The following is a 22311-nucleotide window of genomic DNA, read 5'->3' on the forward strand; positions in this document are numbered from 1 at the left end:
CCCTTCTCATTATACCCCTCGTTTATTTCCCCATACTAACGCATGAAGCTGAGGCAGTACTTTCGCATCATTCATTTCTTTACAATTCACAGCTTTTTCAATAAGCCACTCATATTTTTCTAATAGTTTTTTTATAAGCACCGCATCATCCACTGTTTTCGTATCATCATTCCCTACTTGTAAGAAAAATGGTACATTCGGATAACGCTCGTGCATCTTAACTGCATATTCAAAATCTTGATCATCGAATACTACTACTTTTAAACTAAAATCTTTCCCTGCTAGTTTATGAATAACAGAATCTAACATCTGAAAATCTGTTTTCATAGTTGAACTTGGTGGTTTTGGAGAAATCGTTACCTCATCAATTTGAAGCAACCAATCTTGCCATTTACTCCCTTGCGTTTCTACCGCTGTTCGCATTCCATTCTCCTTTAATATAGAAAGAAGAAATTGCATATTTTTCAGCAAAACAGGATTTCCACCCGAAATCGTAACATGAGAAAAATTTTCTCCACCAATTTCTACAAGCTCATTCCAAATGTCTTCCGGTGTCATTTGTTTAATTTGATCTTTGGCCGATCCATCCCATGTAAAAGCAGAATCACACCAAGCACAGCTATAATCACAGCCCGCTGTACGGATAAACATTGTCTTTTGTCCTACAACCATCCCTTCTCCTTGAATGGTTGGACCAAATATTTCTAAGACGGGGATTTTACTCATCGAGCATCCACTCCCGTCTTACTTCCGCATAACTAGTCGGCGTCTCAAAAAGACGAACAAATTCAACACGAGCTCCCTTATATTCGTTCGCACGATTATCTTTCGTTAATGCTTCTGCCATCTTTTCATAAATCCAAACGACCATATTTTCAGCAGTCGTATTCATTTCTGGCAATGTTTCGTTTAAATAACGATGATCTAAATAAATTTCTATTTCATTTTTCCAAATCTCTTTTATATCTCCAAAGTCAATTGCAAGGCCTATTTCATTTACATATCCGCTAATTCCAAATACGACTTTATATGTGTGTCCATGTAAATTTTTACATTTCCCTTCATAGCAGTGTAAATGGTGCGCTGCGTCAAATGTAAATTCCTTGCTGACCATTACTCTTTTATTATGATATTTGAGTTGTTCACGCTGAATATCCTTGTCCATTTTTTGCAAATTTTCTACGATGCGAAATCCAAAAAAGTTATCCATTAGTTGCTCGCTCCTTCGCGTTCTTGTAGATACGTATCTAATCCCACTTTACGAAGTTGACATGCTGGACATTCACCGCAACCATCACCAATGATTCCGTTATAACATGTTAATGTTTTTTCTCTAACAAACTCAAATGCTCCAAGTTCATCAGATAATTTCCATGTCTCTGCTTTATCAATCCACATAAGTGGTGTATGAATAACAAACGGATAATCCATAGATAAATTTAATGTAACGTTTAATGATTTCACAAACACGTCACGACAATCTGGATAACCACTGAAATCAGTTTCACATACACCCGTTACAATATGACGTGCTCCAACTTGTTTTGCTAATACAGCCGCAAATGATAAAAATAGTAAATTTCGTCCATCTACAAATGTTGATGGCAATTCACCTTCTTCATGTGTAATCTCCATATCCGTTCTCGTTAACGCATTTGGAGCAAGTTGATTTAATAGGCTCATATCTAGTATCGTATGTTTAATTCCTAGCTCTTTCGCAATTTCCGCTGCACAATCAATTTCTAATTTATGACGTTGATTGTAGTTAAATGTTACAGCTTCCACTTCTTCAAACTGCTGTATCGCCCAAAATAAACATGTTGTACTATCTTGTCCACCACTAAAAACAACAACTGCTTTTTCTTTTTTCATTTCACTCATTCTCCTTCTCTACTACGAATAAGAAGAAAGAACGTTCTTGAACTGTCACAATAAAAAAACAAAACAATACCTAATGATATTGTTGTTTCCATAGTTTTTTATAGAGGGAGTTCGCGAACCTCTCCCATGCAGTGCACGGAATTTCTTCTTTCATTGACAAAGATTATTGTAACATATTGTATACTACCAGAAAAAATTTCTGATTTTTTCCGCTATTTCGCATTTCATTTATTTCATTTTATAGTATGATTAATTTAATGTTAAAAGAGAGGAGGCATCCCACTGGAACTCTTTATTATTTACCTCTTTTTAAATATATTATCTATTCTCGTTACAATGCTCGTATATCATTTATTTTGGAATCAGAAAGGGAAACGATCTCCTAAATTAAATTCAGCCATATTTATTGTATTGTGTTGCCTCGCTACCATACTATGTATCACTTTTGCAGCAAAAACAAATAATGGTTTTCAGTTCGACATGCGACATATCGTATTAATTGTCGGCACGTTAACGGGAGGGCCTATTGCTGGTGGTTCTATTTTAGCTGTATTAAACATTTATCGCTTTTTATTGGGAGGAATAGGTGCGTTTCCATCCTTTATCGCTTCTATTCTCCTATTTATTGTTCTACTATTAACATACAAATTTTTTAATCGAAGTTCTAATCATATAAAAATAACACTTGCTATTTTTTACAGTCTTACTTATGGATTTGGTTGGATACCATTTTTCCTTGCAAGTGTTACAAATGAGGCAGATTATATACCACATATCATTGTGTACGAACTATGTACGATGATTGGTACGATCCTTATTTTATATTTACTACACATATTACAAATGCAAGTTCGTCTCCAAAATGAACTTATGAACGCTGAGAAATTTCATTTAATCGGCGAAATGGCAGCTTCTATCTCTCATGAAATTCGTAATCCTTTAACTGCAACGAAAGGTTTTTTACAACTTTTACAGTCAGATGCATGTTCTGAGAAAGAACGAAAATTATATATCGACATAGCCATTAATGGTATCGAACAAGCAAATCACGTTCTTACAGACTACTTAACTTTTGCAAAACCGAGTATTGAAAAAGAACAAAAATTACAAGTAGAGGAAGAATTACTTCATGCGTTGTCTTTGATCACACCTCTCGCCAATTTAGCAAATGTTCGTATAAATTATATAAAACAAAGTACATCTTTCTTTATCGCTGGCGAAAAGCAAAAACTGAACCAATGTTTATTAAATATTTTTAAAAATTGTATTGAGGCTATGCCTACAGGTGGCGACCTTATTCTTACATTAGTTCCAGACCATAAACATATACAATTATATATAAAAGATACAGGAGTTGGTATGGATCAAGAACAAATAAAACGCCTTGGATCACCTTTCTACTCAACGAAAGAAAAAGGTACCGGACTCGGAATGATGGTCGTCTTCAGCGTCATTCAAGCAATGGATGGAAAGATTGATATTATGAGCGAAAAAGGTACAGGTACAACTTTCTTATTAACTTTCCCACTCATACAAAAAACGTGATGAACTTCATCACGTTTTTTCTGTTCCTTCAACTAATTCTGCAAAAGCTTTCACTTTCCCATGCGGCTTTTGATTTTCTTTCCGAGCTTTCCAGGCGCGCTCTTCTTCTCTCTTTTTCTTTGACATGCTTTTCAACTCCTTCTTTTCTTTTCTCCATATAGTATTCCAAAATGAGAAAGAAAACTATGCATGAGTAAAAAAGAAAAGAAGCGGTTCCCCACTTCTTTCATTTTAACGCTGTAAAATTGCATGTTTCGCTTCTTTTAGCTGTGTAAGATGTCTTTGTTCGTGTAAATCTAGAAATTGAACCCATTGATATAAATTCAAATCATTAAAAATAGGATGTTTTAATCCATTTTCAAATAATTCTTTTTCATCTATTACACTATGAAGGGCATGTAATAATTCTTGTCGTGAATGTTCTAGTAATTGAATTCCTTGCAGTTTTTTCATTAATGTTTCTGTTGGTTTCATTTGTTGAGGAGCTTCCCTTTTATGTGTGCGATCAAGCGTAAGTTGGAGGTCTTTAAATGGAGCAAGTTTTCTTTCTTTTTTTTGCAAAGCATATACAAGGGCAGATGTGACAGACTGTTCAACTAAATGCAAATGATGCAAAATTTGAATAATACTCCATTTATCACGGCGTGGCTTTACATTCACCTCCGTATCATTTAACATTTCAATTTCTGATAACAGCGTGCTTCGTGTAGACTGTAATGAGTGGACTAAAGTTTCTAAACTAACATCCATATTAGATTGAAGCATAGTGCTTTCCCCCCTTTTGTTGGTGAAAAGGGGCGCTCCCCATTAGAAACACCCCTAAAATAATTCTGAATTTTCTTTTATTATCTCATCATTTTTCTATTATGTCGATGTTAAACATAGGAAAAAAGTGCATGTTTTTTACAATTTTGTGTCGTCAACAGCACGTAACCACGCTTCAATTTCTGTAATTACACTTTTTACACACCCTTCAGCGAATGGTGATGTTAAATTTGCAACTTCTACTAATTCTAAGAATGATTTACTTCCACCTTGTTGACAAAGATTCACATAATCTTCCCAAGCCTCTTGTCTATTATCTCTTGCATGTTTCCAAAATTGCAGTGCACAAATTTGAGCTAACGTGTAGTCAATATAATAGAAAGGTGAGCTATAAATATGACCTTGACGTTGCCAGAAACCACCACGCTCTAAATAATCATTATCTTCATAATCACGATGTGGTAAATACTTCTTCTCTATGTTACGCCATGCTGACTTACGTTCTGCTGGCGATGCTTCTGGATTTTCATATACATAATGTTGATATTCATCTACAGATACACCGTACGGTAAAAATAGAAGTGCTGAACTTAAGTGTGAGAAATAATATTTATCCGCATCTTCTTCAAAGAATAACTTCATCCATGGCCATGTAAAGAATTCCATACTCATTGAATGGATTTCACATGCTTCATATGTTGGCCAATTATATTCTGGAATTTCATACTTACGACTTTCATATACTTGGAAAGCATGACCAGCTTCATGTGTTAATACATCAATGTCCCCAGACGTTCCATTAAAGTTTGAGAAGATGAATGGCGCTTTATAATTCTCGATATATGTACAATATCCACCACCAGCTTTTCCTTTTTTCGCAACTAAATCTAATAAATCATTATCGAGCATGAAATTAAAAAACTCATCTGTTTCAGCTGATAATTCTTTATACATCGTTTTCCCGTGATTAATAATCCAATCGGCATCGCCTTTTGGAGTTGGATTACCTGTAGCAAACTCAAAGTTTTCATCATAATAAGCGAGCTTTTCTACACCAATGCGTGCTTTTTGTCTATTTCTTAACTCGGTTGCAACTGGAACGATATAATCTAATACTTGCTGACGATAGTTCGCTACCATTTCAGCATTATAATCTGTACGATACATTCTTGCATATCCTAATTCAACAAAGTTTTTAAAACCAAGTGTTTTTGCGATTTTCGTTCTCACTTTAACAAGCTCATCATAAATACGATCTAACTCTTCCTCGTTCTCAGCTAAAAATCCGTAGTATGCTTCACTTGCTGCTTTGCGTTCACTTCTTTCTTTTCCTTGCATAAACGGAATAAGTTGCGATAACGTTCTTTCTTCTCCTGCAAAGTCAATCTTTGCAGATGCTAATAACTGTGTATATTGCGAAGACAATTTATTCTCTAATTGTAAATCTTTCACTACTTCATCTGAATATGTTTTTAAATCACATTCAGCTAGAGCAAATAATTGCTTTCCATAATACGCTTCTAATTCTTCGCGGAATGGAGAATGAATTAACGCATTATAATACTTTGTACCATACCCTTGTACAACTGGAGAGAATTCATCAAAGAAATCCTGCTCATCCTTATAAAAGGCATCTGTCGTATCAACAGAATGACGAATGTAACAAAGGTTCCCCATTGTACCAAAGTCATTACGAATTTCGTTAATTGAATTGATAACTTGTTTTTGTTCTTCTACAGTTTTTGCGTTATCAAACTTCTCTAAAGCAACAGTAAATTTCCCTTTTAATTCTTCAATATTTGGCCGTTTATATTCATAGTCTTTAAATGACATGAACGAGCCCCCTCTCCATTATATGCATCATTATTATAATTCAATTCTTACTTACAAATCTCCTCTTATTCTTCAGCAAAATGCGGTAGATGATGTCATAAATACATGCACACAAAAAAGCCTTGGATTTCTTTATCCAAAGCTCCTTTGGAACATATCATCATTTTTCATACTTTCCAATTTTTTTCAATAGCTCGAGTAATTCATCCTTCTCATCCTTCGTTAACATTTCAAAAGACTGATATATAACTTGCTCATGACCTGGAAAAATAGAAGCAATAAAGCTCTCTCCAGACTCCGTTAATTGTGCATAAATAACACGCCTATCATTTGGACATGGAATTCGTTTTACAAGCCCTTTTTTCTCTAGCTTATCTACAACGTATGTAATGCTGCCACTAGCTATTAAAATACGCTCACCGATTTGCTGAAGTGGTTGGCCTCCTTTATGATATAGTAATTCTAATACAGCAAACTCAGTTGGATTTAATCCGTTACTTTGTATGGATTTATTTGTAGTATCCATAACAGAACGATGTACACGGGATAATGCAATAAATACTTTTAAAGATTGAGAAATGTCTTCTCGCTCATTATTTGATGTCATACCATTTCAACCCTTCACTTAAATTCTCCGCAACAAAAAGAAAAGCAACGTAGCACTTCATTACAACTTCCGAATGAATATTCACTCATTCCTTTTCCTTTCCCTAATGTAATGCAAATGATTCTTGAATAAAAACATGACAATTTTAACATAGTTTATATATAATGATAATAAAAAAAGAAGGAGTACCAAATTTGAAAGTCAAATTACAAAGCATAGTTTTTTACATACTGCTTGTTATACTGCCAACGATAGGGATTGGTGCCACATTTTTTTCATATCACACTTATCAAATGAAACAGGCAAACAAACTATCTGCTCACACTGTTCTCTTTTTATATAGAGACTATTTAGACCATCACCTTGGTGAAGCTATATCTGCCTTAGAAATGCTCGCAAAAGTCGTAGGGACCGAAACTGGAAACATCAATGGGATTAAACAGATTGTACATGATACCGATGGAAATGATGAACGTTTTTCCGGTCTATATTACGCTACGACAGATGGGATGATTACACTCGCATCCCAAGGCGATTCGCCGCCTATTGACGTTTCTGACCGCCAATACATCCAAGATGCGTTGCAATCTAAGAAAACAACTGTATCATCAGTTATTACAGATCGCGTTCTTGGACATCAAGCTATTATGATTGCGTCTCCAATATTTAATAGACAAAAGGAACTCTCAGGCTTATTATTAGCAAGTTTACGCTTTGACTACATTTCAGCCTCTTTAAATGCTATTAAACCACAATATCATTTCGAAGTGACTGATAAACATGATGTAGTTTTTCTAACCGATGATAATAACGAAACAAGCGATGGGCATTCTAACATGCTTACTACCCCACTCCAAAGATTAAATTGGAAAGTCTCTGTTTCTCCGTTACCTATTCATCAACAAACTTTATACCAGTTAGTTTCAATAGAGTGTATAGCTACTTTATTTTTAATGTCTATTTTATTTTTACTTGCTCAATATATGTTATTAAAACGTCAAACAAAACTAGAAAGACAACAAAATGAACTACAAAAAATTGAATTGGTTGGAACTTTTGCAGCTAGTACAGCTCATGAAATCCGTAACCCTCTTACTGGAATTAAAGGACTCGTTGCTCTGTTAAAAGAGAAATATAAAGATGAACAGGATCAGTTCTACTTTTCCGTAATCGAGCAAGAAATAGAGCGGATTAATGAAATTGTAAGCGAATTTCTTATTCTTGGAAAACCAACTGCCATCATTGAACAAACATATGATGTAAGAACGATTCTTAATGAGGTAGCATTAATTATCCAATCTGAATCGAATCTACATAACATTGTATTTCATTTACATTTGCCAGACCATCCTGTTCATATACGTTGCTCAAAAGACCATATGAAACAAGTGGTTTTAAACATTACAAAAAATGCAATTGAAGCCATGGCTTCTGGTGATACATTAACCATTGTAGTAACAAACAACGAAAAACACGCACACTTGCAAATTATTGATACTGGAAAAGGGATTCCTAAACATATTCAAAAACACCTCTTTCATCCGTTCTTTACTAATAAAGATACTGGAACAGGTCTTGGGCTTGTTATATGTAAACGAATTGTAGAGATGTACAATGGGCATATATTTATTGATAGTAAAGAAAACAAAGGAACGACAGTTCATATAGAGATTCCATTACACATAGTATAATTATCCTTATCCTAAAAGGGTAATTATACTTATTTCATAAAACCAGCTACAAACATTCTCCAAAAATTGTTTGATTTCCCTTCATACTCAATTTGAAAAATAGGAACCTTTATAATTGAAAACCATTTCGGTGTTTGTTTTTCTTTGTAACGCTGATACTGTACGATAAGCTTGTCCAATTCTTGACTAACTTGAATTGTCTCCATACTATTTAACCCACTTGTTAATCCTAAATGAATCATTTCTTCACGTTTCATATGAATATCATGCGAAAGCTTTTCTAATGTGTACTTCCTTTTTACAGTAAACATCCATATCCCCCTTATTTTTCTTCCATACTCTCAACGCCTCATCTACTTTAGCCCTTTAAAAACTTAATTCTATTTAAAATTGAAGAATCAGAAAATTTAACATTTTTCCCCTGTAATTTACAAATCTTTACCCTCACTTTGAGAATTATTACAAATTATTCTATCTTTGTAAATACATTCGCAATAATAGACATTTTTTTCATCTTCTTTTTTGTAAATACTCAGTAAACAGTGGATTCTCTATTTTCAATTTACTTTTCTTCGACATTTTTTGTTTAATTTATGTAAAAACGCAAAACATAATGATGATTGATAAAGTGAACTTTAATCAGTGGGGGTTTTGTCCATCCCCCACTAATTATTAGCCTTCACCAATCGGGCGTTTACGGGCAGTGGATTTTCCACCTAACTTCTTTACTCCAGCCAAATTTTGAGGTGGGAGTCTTACTGCCCGCAAATAGCGGGATAAAATAGAAAGGAAATATTTATATGCGCAAATATACTATTACAGTTCTCATCTTCACCCTGTTCATACCATTCTTCCTCTTTCCTATTCAAGCAAACGCTCATACGAATAAAGTTGCTATTGTCATCGATGATTTCGGCAATAATATGAAAGGCACAGATAAGATGTTATCACTTCCTATTCCACTCACTGTTGCTGTTATGCCATTTCTTCCTTCTACTAAACAAGATGCAATAGCTGCCCATAAAAAAGGGCATGAAGTTATTATACATATGCCAATGGAACCAATTAGAGGAAAAAAAGAGTGGCTTGGACCAAAAGCGATTACAACAGATTTAAGCGATGAAGAAATAAACAACCGACTCGAACAAGCAATTCAAGAAATACCTCATGCAATAGGAATGAACAATCATATGGGATCAAAAGTAACCGCTGATGAAAGGATTGTACGTCTTATACTTTCTGCCTGTAAAAAGCACGGTTTATTTTATTTAGATAGTAAAACAAACCCTAATAGTGTTGTCCCAAAAATCGGTAAAGAATTAGGCGTTCCTATTATTGAAAACCAATTATTTTTTGATGATGTATATACGGTAAGTCACATTTCAAAACAAGCACAATTACTCATAAAAAAAATCCAAGACAAACCCATTATGGTAGCTATCGGACACGTTGGGGCTCCAGGTGAAATTACATCACGTATTATCGAAACTTCTATTCCTAAAATTCGTGAGCATGCAGACTTTATTTTTTTATCTGATTTAGCATTATCTCCACCTTCTGTTTCAAAATAAAATTCATTTCTCGTACTAAAAAAGATACCTATCTACACATAGCAGATAGGTACCTTTCCTTTTCAACTTAAATATAATCTACATGACTCACCCTAAATCCCTTTTTCTCTATCTTTTCAATTAATTGCTTTAATTTTTTTTCATTTAACTCATCCGATATATTTACGATAACACGGCGAATATATTGATCACCGTTATCAAGCGTAAACAGTCCACCGATATTATATGCTTTTAATAATGTCCCAAGCTCTTTAATTGTTCCCTTACAATCTTGTGTTGCAATTGTTAATATATAACCACCCGTCCGCATACCGAACGAATCCTCAATAACATCAAATACATTAGAATGTGTTAAAATGCCGACAAATTCATTATACTCATTTAAAACCGCTAAAAACGGGAGACGACGGATAACGTAAAAAGCTCTAAAAAAAGAATCCTTTTCAAAAATAAACGAATTTGGATTTTCCAGTACATCTTCTGTACTTACATCCTCTAATCTGCTATTACACTTCTTTTCTAAAAGATCTACTTTATAAATAATCCCCGTGAATTCCTTCTCATTTTCTGCTAATACAGGAATTGCGCGAAATCCCGTTTCATTCATAATTTGTAGCGCCTTTTCACCAGAATCATTCGTTTTGCAAAATGTCACCTGCTGTTTTGGCAGAAAATGATATTTAACTCGCAAAATATGTTCCTCCTTACATGTCAACATGTAATCTATATATAATAAGGAGACCTATATTTTATGAGTAAAATTTCTTTTTAAAACGCTTTCATTTTTAAGGGATGATAATCTCTGTGAATACATCTTTATATAACAGAACTTTTTGCCCCTTTTATCATTAAAAGCTTTACGTGATAGTTCATTAAATACTCTATACCTTCCAACCATTTTTTCGCTTCTTCTGGAGTTTTCCCCCACACGATCATTCCGTAATTATGAACAAGGACTACTCCTCCACCTTCAATAAAATTCGGAACATTATTTTCTAATAAATTAGCGAATTTCTTTTCATCTTCTACAATTGGAATTGTCATTTCTGTAATACCGTCTTTTCCAAAAACACGTTCCACACTACGTTTTTCGAATGTTACTTCTCCTTCTTTCCCATATAGCTCTGACATTAAATGACTATCTACAGTCTGTACTTGTAAAATGCATTCTGCACTACTTTTTTTATAAATATCCGCATGCATAAATGACTCTATAGCTGGTTTTTCTTCGTTTTCAAATACTGGCTCACACATGCAATTTACGACAATAAAATCTTCTTCAGAAAATACCCCTTTATCTCTTCCCTCTACATTCACTAAAAATGTTAATGGCTCTTTTGACGTACACATCGATAAACTAATTTTCGTACCATAAAACCAATCGCGAAGTGCCAATTCTGCTTTCACATCTTTTAATTCGTTCCATTTTTTCAGAAAAAATAACATTTCGTCACCCCCGGCGTAATATTAATATAATATTCAAATCCTTTCTATATAAAAGGAATATTTTTTTGATTATTCTAAAAATTTAATTGAATTATCACACGAGAATGCCTTTTTGTCAATATGGTTTCAGCACCTATCGGAAAAATAGGCCTATCACATGTAAACACTCCTGTCTATTTAGCATTTGATTTTGTACATATAAAAAATACGTTATTCTTCTTATTAAAGAATAACGTATTTTTCTCATTTATTATTTTTTTATTGCCCTATACAGAAATTGCGCATATTGCTCACGTGTTACGAAATCATCCCCTAAAAATTTCCCATTCCCGTCACCTTTTGATATATTATTATCCACTAATGCTTTCACATATCCTTCTGCCCAATGACCTGTTGGTACGTCTGTAAAGTTCTCCAAATTATTTTCATTTTCATTTAACTGAAATACTTTTTGTAATACTACTGACATCTCGTACCTAGTTAATACTCCTTCTGGACGAAACTTACCTGTACCATCTCCTTGCATAATTCCAGCTTGTGCAACTGTAGCAATATCTTGCTCAAACATATGCCCTTTCGTATCAGTAAACACCTCTTTCTGCTCTACTTTATTTTCTAATTTCAAGTACCTTTGTACTAAAGACGCAACTTGTCCACGAGTAATACTATCCCCAAATCCAAATTGTCCATTTCCATATCCCTTGAAAATATTTTCTTTCGCTAAATAATGAATTGCTTCTTCTGACCAATGTCCTTTTGGTACATCCTTAAATTCTACTACCTCTACTTTCTCATCTTCTTTAGAAGTATTGTCTTCTTTAGAATTGTTGTCCCCTTTACTTTCTACTACATTTTGAATTACAGATCCTGTAAAGAAGATTCCTGTATCCGCAAATGGATCTTTCACTCCAAATTCATATACTTTCTCACCTGGTGTACTCCATTTCACTACACCATTACTATACGTACCACCATCACTCTTCAGACGGATTTTTGTAGATACCTCGCCGTCTTTTTCGTATATAGGTACTTTTACTTCTTTATTTACTTCTGTATCCTCTAAAAAGACTTTTTGGTTTTGGACATTAATATAAGCTTTCTTACTTAGTTCTATTACTGGTCTAACATCGCGGATTTCATTTGCAACAAAACTTAAATATACTAACTTATTCAACTTACTAACTGGCGATAAGTCTGAAATATAATTTGCTTCTAAATCAAGTTTTTGTAAGTTTACTAGATTTGATAATGGAGTAATATCCTTTAACTCATTATTAGGTAAATCTAATTCTGTAAGCTGAGTCATTTTAGCAAGTGGTGTCACATCTTCAATTTGATTTTTACCGATAAATAATTTATTTAATTGATTCATTTGATCAATACCCGATAAATCTTTAACCTTATTACGCGTTAATACTAAGTCCTTTAAAGGTAATGAATATAACGGTTTAATATCTTCAATTTGATTACCTGCTAAAGTTAAGTATGTTACATTTTTCAATGCGCTTAATGGAGCAACATCCGTAATTTTATTATTTGCTAAATTCAAGTAATCTAGTTGTTCCATTTTCGCTAATGCTGTTACATCTTCTATTTGGTTGCCTGATAGATATAAACTTTTTACATTTTTCATTTCAATTAGTGGTGCAACGTTTGTAATTTTATTATTACTCAAATCAATAGATTCTAAATTTTCCATCTTAACAAGTGGTGTTACATCTGAAAATTCATTACCACGCAAAGCTAAATGATTTAATTGCTTTAAATTCGCAAAGAACGACGGATCTGTTATCTTCGCATTCGCAACTGTTAAAGATTTTAAATTTGGCATATATTTTAATGCACTATAATCCAGAATCTCATTCGTGTTTAAAAACAAGTCCTTTACTTGTAATAACTCTTCTTTCGTAATTGGTGTATTTAAATCTTTTCTATTAAATACTTTTTTATTAACAAGTTCTCTTAATTTGTTATCTATTATCATATTTTGATTATCAACTGGATTATCTGTTTCCGTATTGCCTGAATTAGAGTTATCATCTGGTTTCTCTGTTTCCTTTTCACCTACAGTTGGATCTTTAATTTCAAATTGAACTTGATATTTGTGATCATATCCAATAGCCGGAATAAATATATGCATTTGCATATTGTGCTTCTGCTCAAATTCGCCAATTTCAAATTGGACTACTTTCGTTCCATTTTTTCTTTTATCTTCTGACAGAACTTTCACATCATGAAATACACCAGGTTGATTTCTATCTTCTATTCTAAGATATTGAAAATAATCGCTATCTTGTATTGTTACAGTAACGATTTTTTTCCCATCTTCAATTGCTACTTTAGGATTTTTTATGTACTGAGAAACCATAGATGGCTCATCTTTTTGATCCTTATATATTTTAATCTCAGTATCATACGTGCGATCACTGGCTGCTGCTACCGACTGGTTTGCTTCAATTTTTATTGCTGCTAACGCTGGAGTAGAATACGCAGCAAATGGAATAGCTAATGTTGTTGCTACTACTAGAGCTTTAATATAACTTTTTTTCAAAATAATATCCCCTTATCTTATATATATTCCAATTGATAATTACTATCAATTGCTAACATAATAAATGATAATGAATCTCATTATCAATGTCAACAAGAATATTACATTAAGTTTATATTTCCATAGATAAAAAATAAAAAACCCTTTACTCAAAGGGCTTTTTTGCCTATCGTATGAAGGATTTCACTTTTTTCTTTTTCATTAATAACACCAATTTTTTGCAAAATGTTTGCATACAATACAAGTTTATTATATATCCGTTCCGACATACTTTCCCTTCTTTCCTTCGACCAACTTTTTTTGTATTGGTAAATTATATGAACGAGATGAGAAAATGTGTCCACTTTTTGCATAAATACAAAGCTTTTATTTTTTTACTTGCTGATAGTAAAACTCCCACCTAAAAATTAGGTGGGAGTTTTAACGTATTCAATTCATTTAGCAAACTGTCCATTGAATATTATGCTTTTTGACTTCTTCTTCAAAACTATAGGGCATTTTCTTATCACAAATAATATGTTGAATACGAGAAAATCCTGCTATTCGGTAGTTCCCTTTTACGCCTACCTTTGTATGATCGCATAAAATATACGTTTTCTCAGCTAATTTCATCATCGCTTCTGACAGTTTCGCCTTTTCTAATTCAAAGCTAGAAACCCCAAAACCTTGCAACAACCCATCAATCGAAACGAATGCTTTATGAAAATGAAATTGATGAATTACTTGCTGTGAAATAGACCCCGACACACGTGAATGTTTTGGAGATACTTTCCCGCCTATAAATAAAACTTCACCGTGAAACATCTTTTTATTAATAGAAGAAATTAATTGTGTTGCTACTGGAAATGAACTTGTTACAATCGTTAAATTTTTACGATGAACAAGATATGGCACCATTTGAAGTGGTGTACTTCCATCATCAATCGCAATAACATCTCCATCTTCCACAAACGTTGCTGCTTTATACCCAATTCTTTTCTTCTCTTCTATATGCAGCATCTCTCGTTCTAACATCGGTGCCTCTATCCCAGCTCCCGGAAGTTGAACGGCTCCACCGTACACTTTCTTCAATTTTTTTTCACGATCTAATTCTTCTAAATACCGACGAATCGTCTCTGTTGATACTGCGAACTCTCTCGCTAATTCTGAAACTTTTACTTTTCCTTTAAACTCTACCTTCTCAAGAATTGTCCTCTTTCTCTCTTCACCTACTACAGACATAGCCTCACCCCATTTATATCTACCTCATAAACTGTCTTACTTATACAAAGTTATAATTTTCTTTGTAAGTAGAAATCTCTTCATGAATATAAATACCGCGCTTTTCTAGTTCGTCAAAAATAATTTGTGGATTTTCGAAAGCTTCTTCAGGAGTAATAACACCGACTTTATTAACTACTCCTTTTGCAATTAACTCTGTAGCGATTCCAAATGGGATACCAACATTTCTTGTATAGGCCCTTAATTTCTCCCAACCTACTACAGAACCGTCAGATAGCGGATGCGTATGGTATAACACATGCCTTTGTTCTTGATTATTTTTCATACCTACTACTTCTACATGAAGTGCATAACCATAAAGCTCTGTTGCTTGTCCTTCTTTCGATTTTAATAGATACTTCGAAATACAATCCATAATACCAATTTCTTTACCGTTTATTTCAATTTGATCATTACGCAATATACCATAATCATATAAAGCACGAACGAGCTGCATATTTTGCTCTGGCCAAGTTCCTCTTGTTTCAATAAGCTGTACACCTTTATCTTCCAGTGCCTTCGCTAACGTAATCGTTTCTGAATGCGGGATTATATACTGCATTGTTTTTCCGTAAGGTGCTGGTAATTCAATTTCTCTCGGGCGCGCAAATGGAGGTACTTGCTTAAATTCACCTTCCTCATAAACTGTACGCGTCGGCAAATGTGGATCATATTCATATGTCGTTGTCTCTGTAATTGATGCAGAAAAAGCAATTGGACGATACGAGCCATGACTTACTCGAACTGACTCTACAGTATCTAACTGATTTGCTGCATACATGGCCATCATTTGCGTTACACCTGGTGTCATACCAAACCCAGGTAAACATGTTGTTCCATGTTGGACAAATTTAGAGTGGGATTCATTTTCTTCACCAAATCCATTTAAGTTCACACCGTGACAACCGGCATCTGCGATACAGCGAGTAGACAATCCATTTAACTTTATCGTCGTACCATCCATTACAATGTTATAGCCCTTCATTTTTGCGACCGTATCCTCATGATTTGTCACATCGACTTTCACAAAATCAACACGAGGATCATTTAACCACTCTACTACTTTTCGGCCTTCCTCTTCATTAAAATCGGCTACCGTAATCGCCTCAAAAGATGAAAATTGAACTAAATCTAAAATTGCTTCACGACAAATTTTACCTGCTCCACCTAAGCAAAATACTTTCACCCTATAACAACCCCTTTAGCAATACTATCAACTAAGCGATTAATATCGTCTTCATGTACATCACCGATATTTCCAATGCGGAACGTATCTACTTTCGAAATTTTACCTGGATAAATAACAAACCCATATCGCTTTAATTCATTATATAGCTGCAAAAATTCAAATCCTGCTTCTGGATAAATGAAAGATGTAATAATAGGAGATTGATATTTTTCATCTACTAATGGCTTAAAGCCTATTTCTTTCATTTTGTGCACTAGTAGTTTTTGATTGCTATAATATCGATTGTAACGGGCTCTTACCCCGCCTTCTTCTTCTAATTCAAGCAATGCCTGATAAAAAGCATGTACAACATGTGTAGGTGAAGTAAAGCGCCATTTCCCATTTTGCTCTTCCATCGTTTCCCACTGATCATATAAATCTAATGATAAAGAACGAGCTTGCCCTTTACATTTCAATAGTTCATCACGATTTGCGATGACAAAACCGAATCCGGGAACACCTTGAATACATTTATTCGCACTACTAATTAGAAAGTCAATTTGCAACTCAGCGATATCTATTTCAATACCACCGAAACTACTCATTGCGTCAACCAGTGTAACTTTTCCATATTGTTTTCCCAATTTACATACGTCTACAATTGGATTAATAATACCTGTAGTTGTTTCACAATGAACAACTACAATATGCGTAATCTCTTTATCTTGTTGTAATAACTGTTCTACTTCTGCAATATTAGTAGGCTCCCACTCTTCTGTTTGACTGACCACCACATCTATATGTAACATCTCTGCCATTTGTACAATCCGCTTACCATACGCACCATTTGTACAAACAAGCAGCTTTCCGTTTCTAGGAATAACAGAACCAATTACTGCTTCAACCGAAAACGTACCGCTTCCTTGCATTAAAACTGTTGTGTACTTTTCTTCTTCCTTTGTCGCTAACGATACAAGCCTATTTCTTACATCTTGCACCATCGTGTTATATTCAACATCCCACGTACACCAATCGTATAACATAACTTCTTTTACAGTTTTTGTTGTCGTTAATGGTCCTGGTGTTAATAATAAATAGTGATTTTCATTCATGATCGTGTGCCCCCCTTTATGAAATAATAAGTTCTTGTTTCTCGATATGTTCAATTACGTTTTCAAGCTCCTGCATCGTTTCAATTGTAAAATGAGCCCCATTTTCAATGAAACGATTACGAACTACTTCTATTTTTTCACGAAGCTCTAACGGATCCATATTCTCAACTTCCTCTTCCGTTAAACCGAGCTCACTACTACCGAGGATTACACCAACTGTCCACATTCCAGCATTTCTTCCCTCTTTCATATCTGACACGGTGTCTCCAATTTTTATCATATGATTCATTGGGTATACACAGAGTTCCATCGCATTTTTATAACACATCCACGGATATGGACGACCTGCTGGAACATCATTTGGCGTCACAAGAAAATCAGGTTTATACCCTTGTATTTCTGCTTCTTTTGCAACAATGTCCATCATTTCTCTCGTATAACCAGTTGTTGATCCAATTTTAATACCTCTTTCACGTAGTGAAGAAACCACTTCTTTTACCCCATCAATTGGCGTGGCATAGTACGGTAAAATAGCAAAGAGAATTTCTTCAAACTCTTCATACATCTCATGAATATCTTCTTCTGTTGGTAATTGTCCGAAGACATGCTTCCACTCATTCGAAATACGGGGCATTTCCGTTAATACCCTAATATGATCAATCTTCAATAACCCCATTGGTTTGCGAGCTTCTTCTGCTGTAATTTCAACACCGCGTTTATGAAAAATCTTCATGAATACTTCTAATGGTGCAAAACATCCGTAATCAACTGTCGTACCTGCCCAATCAAAAATAACTGCTTCAATTTTCATTCTATCCATCACCCTTCTTACTTATCTTTTTTGCCATTGTGACGTTCGGTTACGAAGTGCTTTCGTTCCCCATTCATATACAACCCTCACTACAATATTTGTAACAACAATAAGTACACTCATTGCAGCTGCTGGTGCTACATTTCCTGCATCGTCCATATTTACAATTGATACAGCAGCTAGTTTAAAATCAGCCGCATATAAGAACACTACTGCCGATACAGTCACCATTGAATTTACGAAATAGTACATAACCATTTCTAAAATAGCTGGTAAACACATCGGTACTGTTACTCGAAAGAAAGTTTTATAAAACGGTACGCTCATCGACTGTGAAACAAGTTCAAACTCTCGGTCTAGTTTCTTTAAAGCAGTCGTTGCGGTAACAAACGTTACAGAGTAAAAATGAATGATATTTACTAATACTAAAACAGCAATTGTGCCATATAAGGAATGAAACGGATTTGTTACTGAAAGTCCTAGAATTTGAATTGTTGGTTGACTAAAGAAAAAGACATATCCTAATCCAAGTACTAATCCAGGAATCGCTAACGGTACAATAGAGAAAAAGTAGCCTACTTTTCTGAAAAACTGTAGCTGTTCTATTTTTTCAATCGCATAAGCGAACACAAATGTTAAAATCGCCCCGATAACTGCCGTAATAGCTGAGACAATTACACTATTTTTAAATGCTTCAATTCCGTCTCCTGTCAAACTTGAAAAATTAAAATGCTCAAGTGTAAAACTCATATTATATGGCCATACTTTCACACTTGCAGCAATACCAACTGCCACAAATAAAAGAATGATCATAAACGTGACTATGCTACAATATACGAATGAAATAACATCTCTTTTCTTATTATTTATTATTCTGTAAGGTACTGCTTTTGAAGATAAGAGATTCGCCTGTTTTCTTTGCGTAATACGATCAACTGCAAATGCGAAAATAGCTGGGATCAATAAAATCATTCCGACAGTTGCGCCCATGGACATATTTTGCTGTCCAATTACTTGCTTATATACGTCAGTAGCAAGTACGTTATATTGTCCTCCAACAATTTTAGGTGCCCCAAAATCAGTGAAACTAAGTGTAAATACAACGAACATCGCACTAATTAATCCGTATTTCACACTAGGTAAAGTAACCGTAAAAAACTGTTTCACTTTACTTGCACCCAACATATTAGAAGCTTCATATAAACGATAATCAGAACCTTGGAGAGCAATTAATAAAATAAGGAATGCTTGCGGAAATGTATACATAACTTCAGCCATTACAATTCCTACTGGTCCGTATAACGGTATTTGTATTCCTTCAAATAAACCAAACATTCCTTTTGTTATTAACCCTTGATTACCAAATAAATATGTAAGCGCAATACCGTGCATCATCGTTGGTGCGAATAATGGTAATAATGCTATGTATTGAAATATGCGCTTTCCAAAAACATTTGTACGAGCGATCGCATATGCGTAAGCGAAAGCGAGTGTAACCGAAATAATTGTTGTAGCGCCCGAAATCCATATCGTATTTTGTAGTGATTGAACTAGCGTTGGTGTTGTGAAATATTTACTGAAATTCGCAACACCAACAAAAGCTCCATCTTTATCATAAAAGGCTTGTGTAAACAGTTGTAATAAAGGCAATACAAGCATGATAAAAAATGAAAGAAGCATACCAATAATTAATAGTCTTTGTATCCACTCTTCTTTACCGATACGTCTCTTAATCTTTTTTTTTGTACTTTCTGCCTTAAAGTTTTCTAACATCTCCATCTATACAATGACCTTCTTTCCATATGACAACATATGATTTTCTGAGAAAGAGATTTGAATTGGCTTTCCTTTTCTAATAGCAGTTTCCTCTACTTCTGATGCCAATATATCCACTACAATTTTCTCATTATAAAGGTGTGTTTTCTCTTCTATGACCCGCACTTCCGTCCGGTATACAGAACCGCGAAATTCCATGCTTTCTACAACTGTTTTAATACCATTATTTTGTACAACTGTTACATGTTCAGGACGAATCGCATGTTCTTCGTTATTTTTCGAAAAGAAATTAATAGAACCAATAAAATCTGCCACAAACGGATTGGCTGGTCTTTGATAAATCTCCTCTGGTGTTCCAATCTGCATAATTTCCGCATGATTCATTACAACAATTTTATCAGCCATCGTTAATGCCTCTTCTTGATCATGCGTTACCATAATAGTTGTTACTCCCACTTTTTCTTGCAAATCACGCATTTCTCTGCGCAACTTTTCACGCACTTTTGCATCTAAAGCAGATAACGGCTCATCAAGTAACAAAATATCGGGAGACAGAGCGAGCGCACGTGCAAGTGCTACTCGCTGCTGTTGTCCACCAGACATTTGAGCAGGATATTTATCTTTTACATTCAGCAAATCAACAAGTTCTAACGCCGATAGCGCTTTTTCTTTTACTTCTGCTTTTCCATATTTTTTTGTTTTTAAGCCGTATTCAATGTTTTCAAGTGCAGTTAAATTCGGAAATAATGCATACGATTGAAAAACCATTCCGAAGTTCCTCTTTCCAGGTGGTAATGCTGTAATATCTTTTCCATTCACAGCAATACTACCTGTTGTTGCCTCTTCTAGCCCCGCTAAAATTCGGAGCAATGTCGTTTTCCCACAACCACTTGGGCCTAATAAACAAACAAACTCATTTTTTTTCACAGTAAAAGAAATATCCTTTAACGCTGTAAATGCATCAAACTGTTTTTGGATGTGTTGAATTGATAAATATTCGCGCATTTTTCTCTCTCCCACTCACTTACTTTTTCGGTTCTGCTTTTTGGCCAAACTCTTTTTCCCATTTTTCTAAAATTTTGTCACGATTTTCTGCTGCCCATTTAAAGTCATTCTTTTTATATAACTTTTCTGTCACATCTTTAGGGAATCCATCTGGAAGTTTATAATCATTTTTAATTGTCGCAAATCCATTTTTCTCGAAGTATAACTTCATTACATCATCTGTAATTGCCCAATCTAAAAATGCTTGCGCTAATTTATCATTTTTAGCATTATCTTTTTTAATAAGTGCGTTCGCTTCTACTTCCCAGCCTAATCCTTCTTTCGGCAGTACAACTTCAACTGGTGCACCTTTTTGTTTCTCTTTCAAAGCACTATAAACCATTGATACACCAACTGGATATTCACCTGCGCCTGCTAATTTCGCTGGTTTTGAACCTGAATGAGTATAAGTTGCCATATTATCATGAAGTTTCTTCATGTAATCCCAGCCCTTATCTTCTCCCATAATTTGTAGCCATGCAGAAACTGTTAAAAATCCTGTTCCAGAAGAAGCCGGATGCGGCATAACTAGCGTTCCTTTATATTCTGGTTTCGTTAAATCTTCATATGATTCTGGCATCGGTAAATTTTTCTTCTTCAATTCTTCTTTATTTACAGCAATCCCCGTCATAAATGCAGTATTTCCTACCCATTTTTCTGGTTTCTTATCGTCTTTAAATTGCGAAAGGACACGATCTGCTCCTTTTGGAGAGTATCCTTTTAACATATCTTTTTTCTCTAAAGCTAATAGACTAGACGCTGCAGTTCCCCATACAACATCTGCTTGTGTATTTTTTCCTTCAGCTAGCAATTTCGCTGTAATAACTCCTGTTGAATCACGAACAATGTTCAACTTCACGTCTGGGTACTTCTGTTTAAAAGAATCAAGATAAATCGGTACAAGCTCTTCTTCAATCGCTGTGTAAACAGTTAATGATCCAGATAATTTATCATCTTTTACTTTTGCTCCAGCACTTTCTTCTTTCTTTGCACCACACCCCATTAATAACGAAAATACCATTCCAGTTGCTACAGCTTTAAAGATTGTTTTTTTCACTGTCTCTCTCTCCTTTTACAAATCTTATGTACAACTCTAATATAAACAACTAGTGTAAAAGCAGTATTAAACCAACATTAATCTTTTGTTTGTTGTTTGTTTTTGTGTAATACGTTGCTACTTCTATGTTTTTTCGCATTTTTCTGCTAATATCAAACGTGAAATTTACAAATAATTAAAAAAACCTTTATAA

At 34.4% G+C, this 22311-nt stretch carries 21 protein-coding genes and 1 riboswitch; of the genes, 3 read left to right on the forward strand and 18 right to left on the reverse strand.

Going from position 1 to position 22311, the window contains the following annotated elements; translation table 11 throughout:
• Positions 1-9 precede the first annotated feature (9 nt).
• From queE to queC, 3 genes are read right to left on the reverse strand one after another with little or no spacing between them, the layout of a single operon-like run.
• Positions 10-726: a 7-carboxy-7-deazaguanine synthase QueE gene (queE, locus tag AC0IXC_RS16105; RefSeq protein WP_002086811.1), complete on the reverse strand. Its 717-nt coding sequence runs from the start codon at positions 724-726 to the stop codon at positions 10-12.
• The gene (queD, locus tag AC0IXC_RS16110) at positions 719-1210 is read right to left on the reverse strand and encodes a 6-carboxytetrahydropterin synthase QueD (RefSeq protein WP_002011526.1); all 492 of its coding nucleotides are present in this window, start codon (positions 1208-1210) and stop codon (positions 719-721) included. The genes queE and queD overlap by 8 nt, the downstream gene beginning before the upstream one ends.
• On the reverse strand, positions 1210-1872 hold the full coding sequence (queC, locus tag AC0IXC_RS16115; protein ID WP_215552709.1) for a 7-cyano-7-deazaguanine synthase QueC: 663 nt from the start codon (positions 1870-1872) through the stop codon (positions 1210-1212). The genes queD and queC overlap by 1 nt, the downstream gene beginning before the upstream one ends.
• A 93-nt stretch (positions 1873-1965) precedes the next feature.
• Positions 1966-2009, reverse strand: a riboswitch (PreQ1 riboswitch).
• A gap of 208 nt (positions 2010-2217) precedes the next feature.
• On the opposite strand from queC, the gene AC0IXC_RS16120 reads away from it, so the two are divergent.
• Entirely contained in the window at positions 2218-3426 is a 1209-nt protein-coding gene (locus tag AC0IXC_RS16120) for an ATP-binding protein (RefSeq protein WP_002140936.1), read from the forward strand.
• A gap of 9 nt (positions 3427-3435) precedes the next feature.
• Here the strand turns inward: AC0IXC_RS16120 and AC0IXC_RS16125 are convergent, their stop codons facing one another.
• The 4 genes from AC0IXC_RS16125 to AC0IXC_RS16140 all read right to left on the reverse strand — a co-directional run bounded on the left by AC0IXC_RS16125 (position 3436) and on the right by AC0IXC_RS16140 (position 6631).
• Positions 3436-3552: a DUF6254 family protein gene (locus tag AC0IXC_RS16125; RefSeq protein ID WP_000038354.1), complete on the reverse strand. Its 117-nt coding sequence runs from the start codon at positions 3550-3552 to the stop codon at positions 3436-3438.
• Positions 3553-3657: 105 nt separating this feature from the next.
• Positions 3658-4191 (reverse strand): DinB family protein, encoded by a 534-nt coding sequence (locus tag AC0IXC_RS16130; protein WP_002030551.1) that lies wholly within the window; start codon positions 4189-4191, stop codon positions 3658-3660.
• Between the two features lie 138 nt (positions 4192-4329).
• The gene (locus tag AC0IXC_RS16135; protein WP_471653041.1) at positions 4330-6024 is read right to left on the reverse strand and encodes a M3 family oligoendopeptidase; all 1695 of its coding nucleotides are present in this window, start codon (positions 6022-6024) and stop codon (positions 4330-4332) included.
• A 160-nt stretch (positions 6025-6184) separates the two neighbouring features.
• Positions 6185-6631: a MarR family winged helix-turn-helix transcriptional regulator gene (locus AC0IXC_RS16140; RefSeq protein WP_002011538.1), complete on the reverse strand. Its 447-nt coding sequence runs from the start codon at positions 6629-6631 to the stop codon at positions 6185-6187.
• A gap of 194 nt (positions 6632-6825) precedes the next feature.
• On the opposite strand from AC0IXC_RS16140, the gene AC0IXC_RS16145 reads away from it, so the two are divergent.
• Positions 6826-8322, forward strand: a complete 1497-nt coding sequence (locus AC0IXC_RS16145) for a DUF3149 domain-containing protein (RefSeq protein ID WP_002140933.1) — start codon at positions 6826-6828, stop codon at positions 8320-8322.
• 29 nt (positions 8323-8351) lie between these two features.
• On the opposite strand, the gene AC0IXC_RS16150 is transcribed toward AC0IXC_RS16145, so the two are convergent.
• Positions 8352-8633, reverse strand: a complete 282-nt coding sequence (locus AC0IXC_RS16150; protein WP_002030543.1) for an aspartyl-phosphate phosphatase Spo0E family protein — start codon at positions 8631-8633, stop codon at positions 8352-8354.
• Positions 8634-9122: 489 nt separating this feature from the next.
• Here AC0IXC_RS16150 and AC0IXC_RS16155 point away from each other — a divergent pair, with 489 nt between their 5' ends.
• Positions 9123-9893 carry a divergent polysaccharide deacetylase family protein gene (locus AC0IXC_RS16155; protein ID WP_002011545.1) on the forward strand — a complete coding sequence of 257 codons (771 nt, stop codon included), beginning with the start codon at positions 9123-9125 and terminating at the stop codon, positions 9891-9893.
• A gap of 67 nt (positions 9894-9960) precedes the next feature.
• On the opposite strand, the gene cbpA is transcribed toward AC0IXC_RS16155, so the two are convergent.
• The 10 genes from cbpA to AC0IXC_RS16205 all read right to left on the reverse strand — a co-directional run bounded on the left by cbpA (position 9961) and on the right by AC0IXC_RS16205 (position 22118).
• Positions 9961-10584, reverse strand: a complete 624-nt coding sequence (gene cbpA, locus AC0IXC_RS16160; protein WP_002140932.1) for a cyclic di-AMP binding protein CbpA — start codon at positions 10582-10584, stop codon at positions 9961-9963.
• A 125-nt stretch (positions 10585-10709) separates the two neighbouring features.
• A complete protein-coding gene (locus AC0IXC_RS16165) occupies positions 10710-11339 on the reverse strand; it encodes a class II aldolase/adducin family protein (RefSeq protein ID WP_002011549.1) in 630 nt (209 codons plus the stop codon).
• 250 nt (positions 11340-11589) lie between these two features.
• Positions 11590-13890 carry an NEAT domain-containing leucine-rich repeat protein gene (locus AC0IXC_RS16170; protein ID WP_471653042.1) on the reverse strand — a complete coding sequence of 767 codons (2301 nt, stop codon included), beginning with the start codon at positions 13888-13890 and terminating at the stop codon, positions 11590-11592.
• Between the two features lie 438 nt (positions 13891-14328).
• Positions 14329-15111, reverse strand: a complete 783-nt coding sequence (locus AC0IXC_RS16175; protein WP_002030497.1) for a DeoR/GlpR family DNA-binding transcription regulator — start codon at positions 15109-15111, stop codon at positions 14329-14331.
• 40 nt (positions 15112-15151) lie between these two features.
• Positions 15152-16336 (reverse strand): saccharopine dehydrogenase family protein, encoded by a 1185-nt coding sequence (locus AC0IXC_RS16180; protein WP_471653043.1) that lies wholly within the window; start codon positions 16334-16336, stop codon positions 15152-15154.
• Positions 16333-17430 (reverse strand): 2-aminoethylphosphonate--pyruvate transaminase, encoded by a 1098-nt coding sequence (gene phnW / locus AC0IXC_RS16185; protein ID WP_113733582.1) that lies wholly within the window; start codon positions 17428-17430, stop codon positions 16333-16335. The genes AC0IXC_RS16180 and phnW overlap by 4 nt, the downstream gene beginning before the upstream one ends.
• Before the next feature lie 16 nt (positions 17431-17446).
• Positions 17447-18241, reverse strand: coding sequence for a phosphonoacetaldehyde hydrolase (gene phnX, locus AC0IXC_RS16190; protein ID WP_002140928.1), 795 nt, complete (start codon positions 18239-18241; stop codon positions 17447-17449).
• 21 nt (positions 18242-18262) lie between these two features.
• Positions 18263-20020 (reverse strand): putative 2-aminoethylphosphonate ABC transporter permease subunit, encoded by a 1758-nt coding sequence (locus AC0IXC_RS16195; RefSeq protein WP_471653044.1) that lies wholly within the window; start codon positions 20018-20020, stop codon positions 18263-18265.
• A complete protein-coding gene (locus AC0IXC_RS16200) occupies positions 20021-21022 on the reverse strand; it encodes a putative 2-aminoethylphosphonate ABC transporter ATP-binding protein (protein ID WP_471653045.1) in 1002 nt (333 codons plus the stop codon). It abuts the gene before it with no gap.
• Between the two features lie 19 nt (positions 21023-21041).
• Positions 21042-22118, reverse strand: coding sequence for a putative 2-aminoethylphosphonate ABC transporter substrate-binding protein (locus AC0IXC_RS16205; protein WP_002030507.1), 1077 nt, complete (start codon positions 22116-22118; stop codon positions 21042-21044).
• Positions 22119-22311 lie beyond the last annotated feature (193 nt).

The sequence above is a fragment of the Bacillus sp. AC266 genome (genome assembly GCF_979253805.1).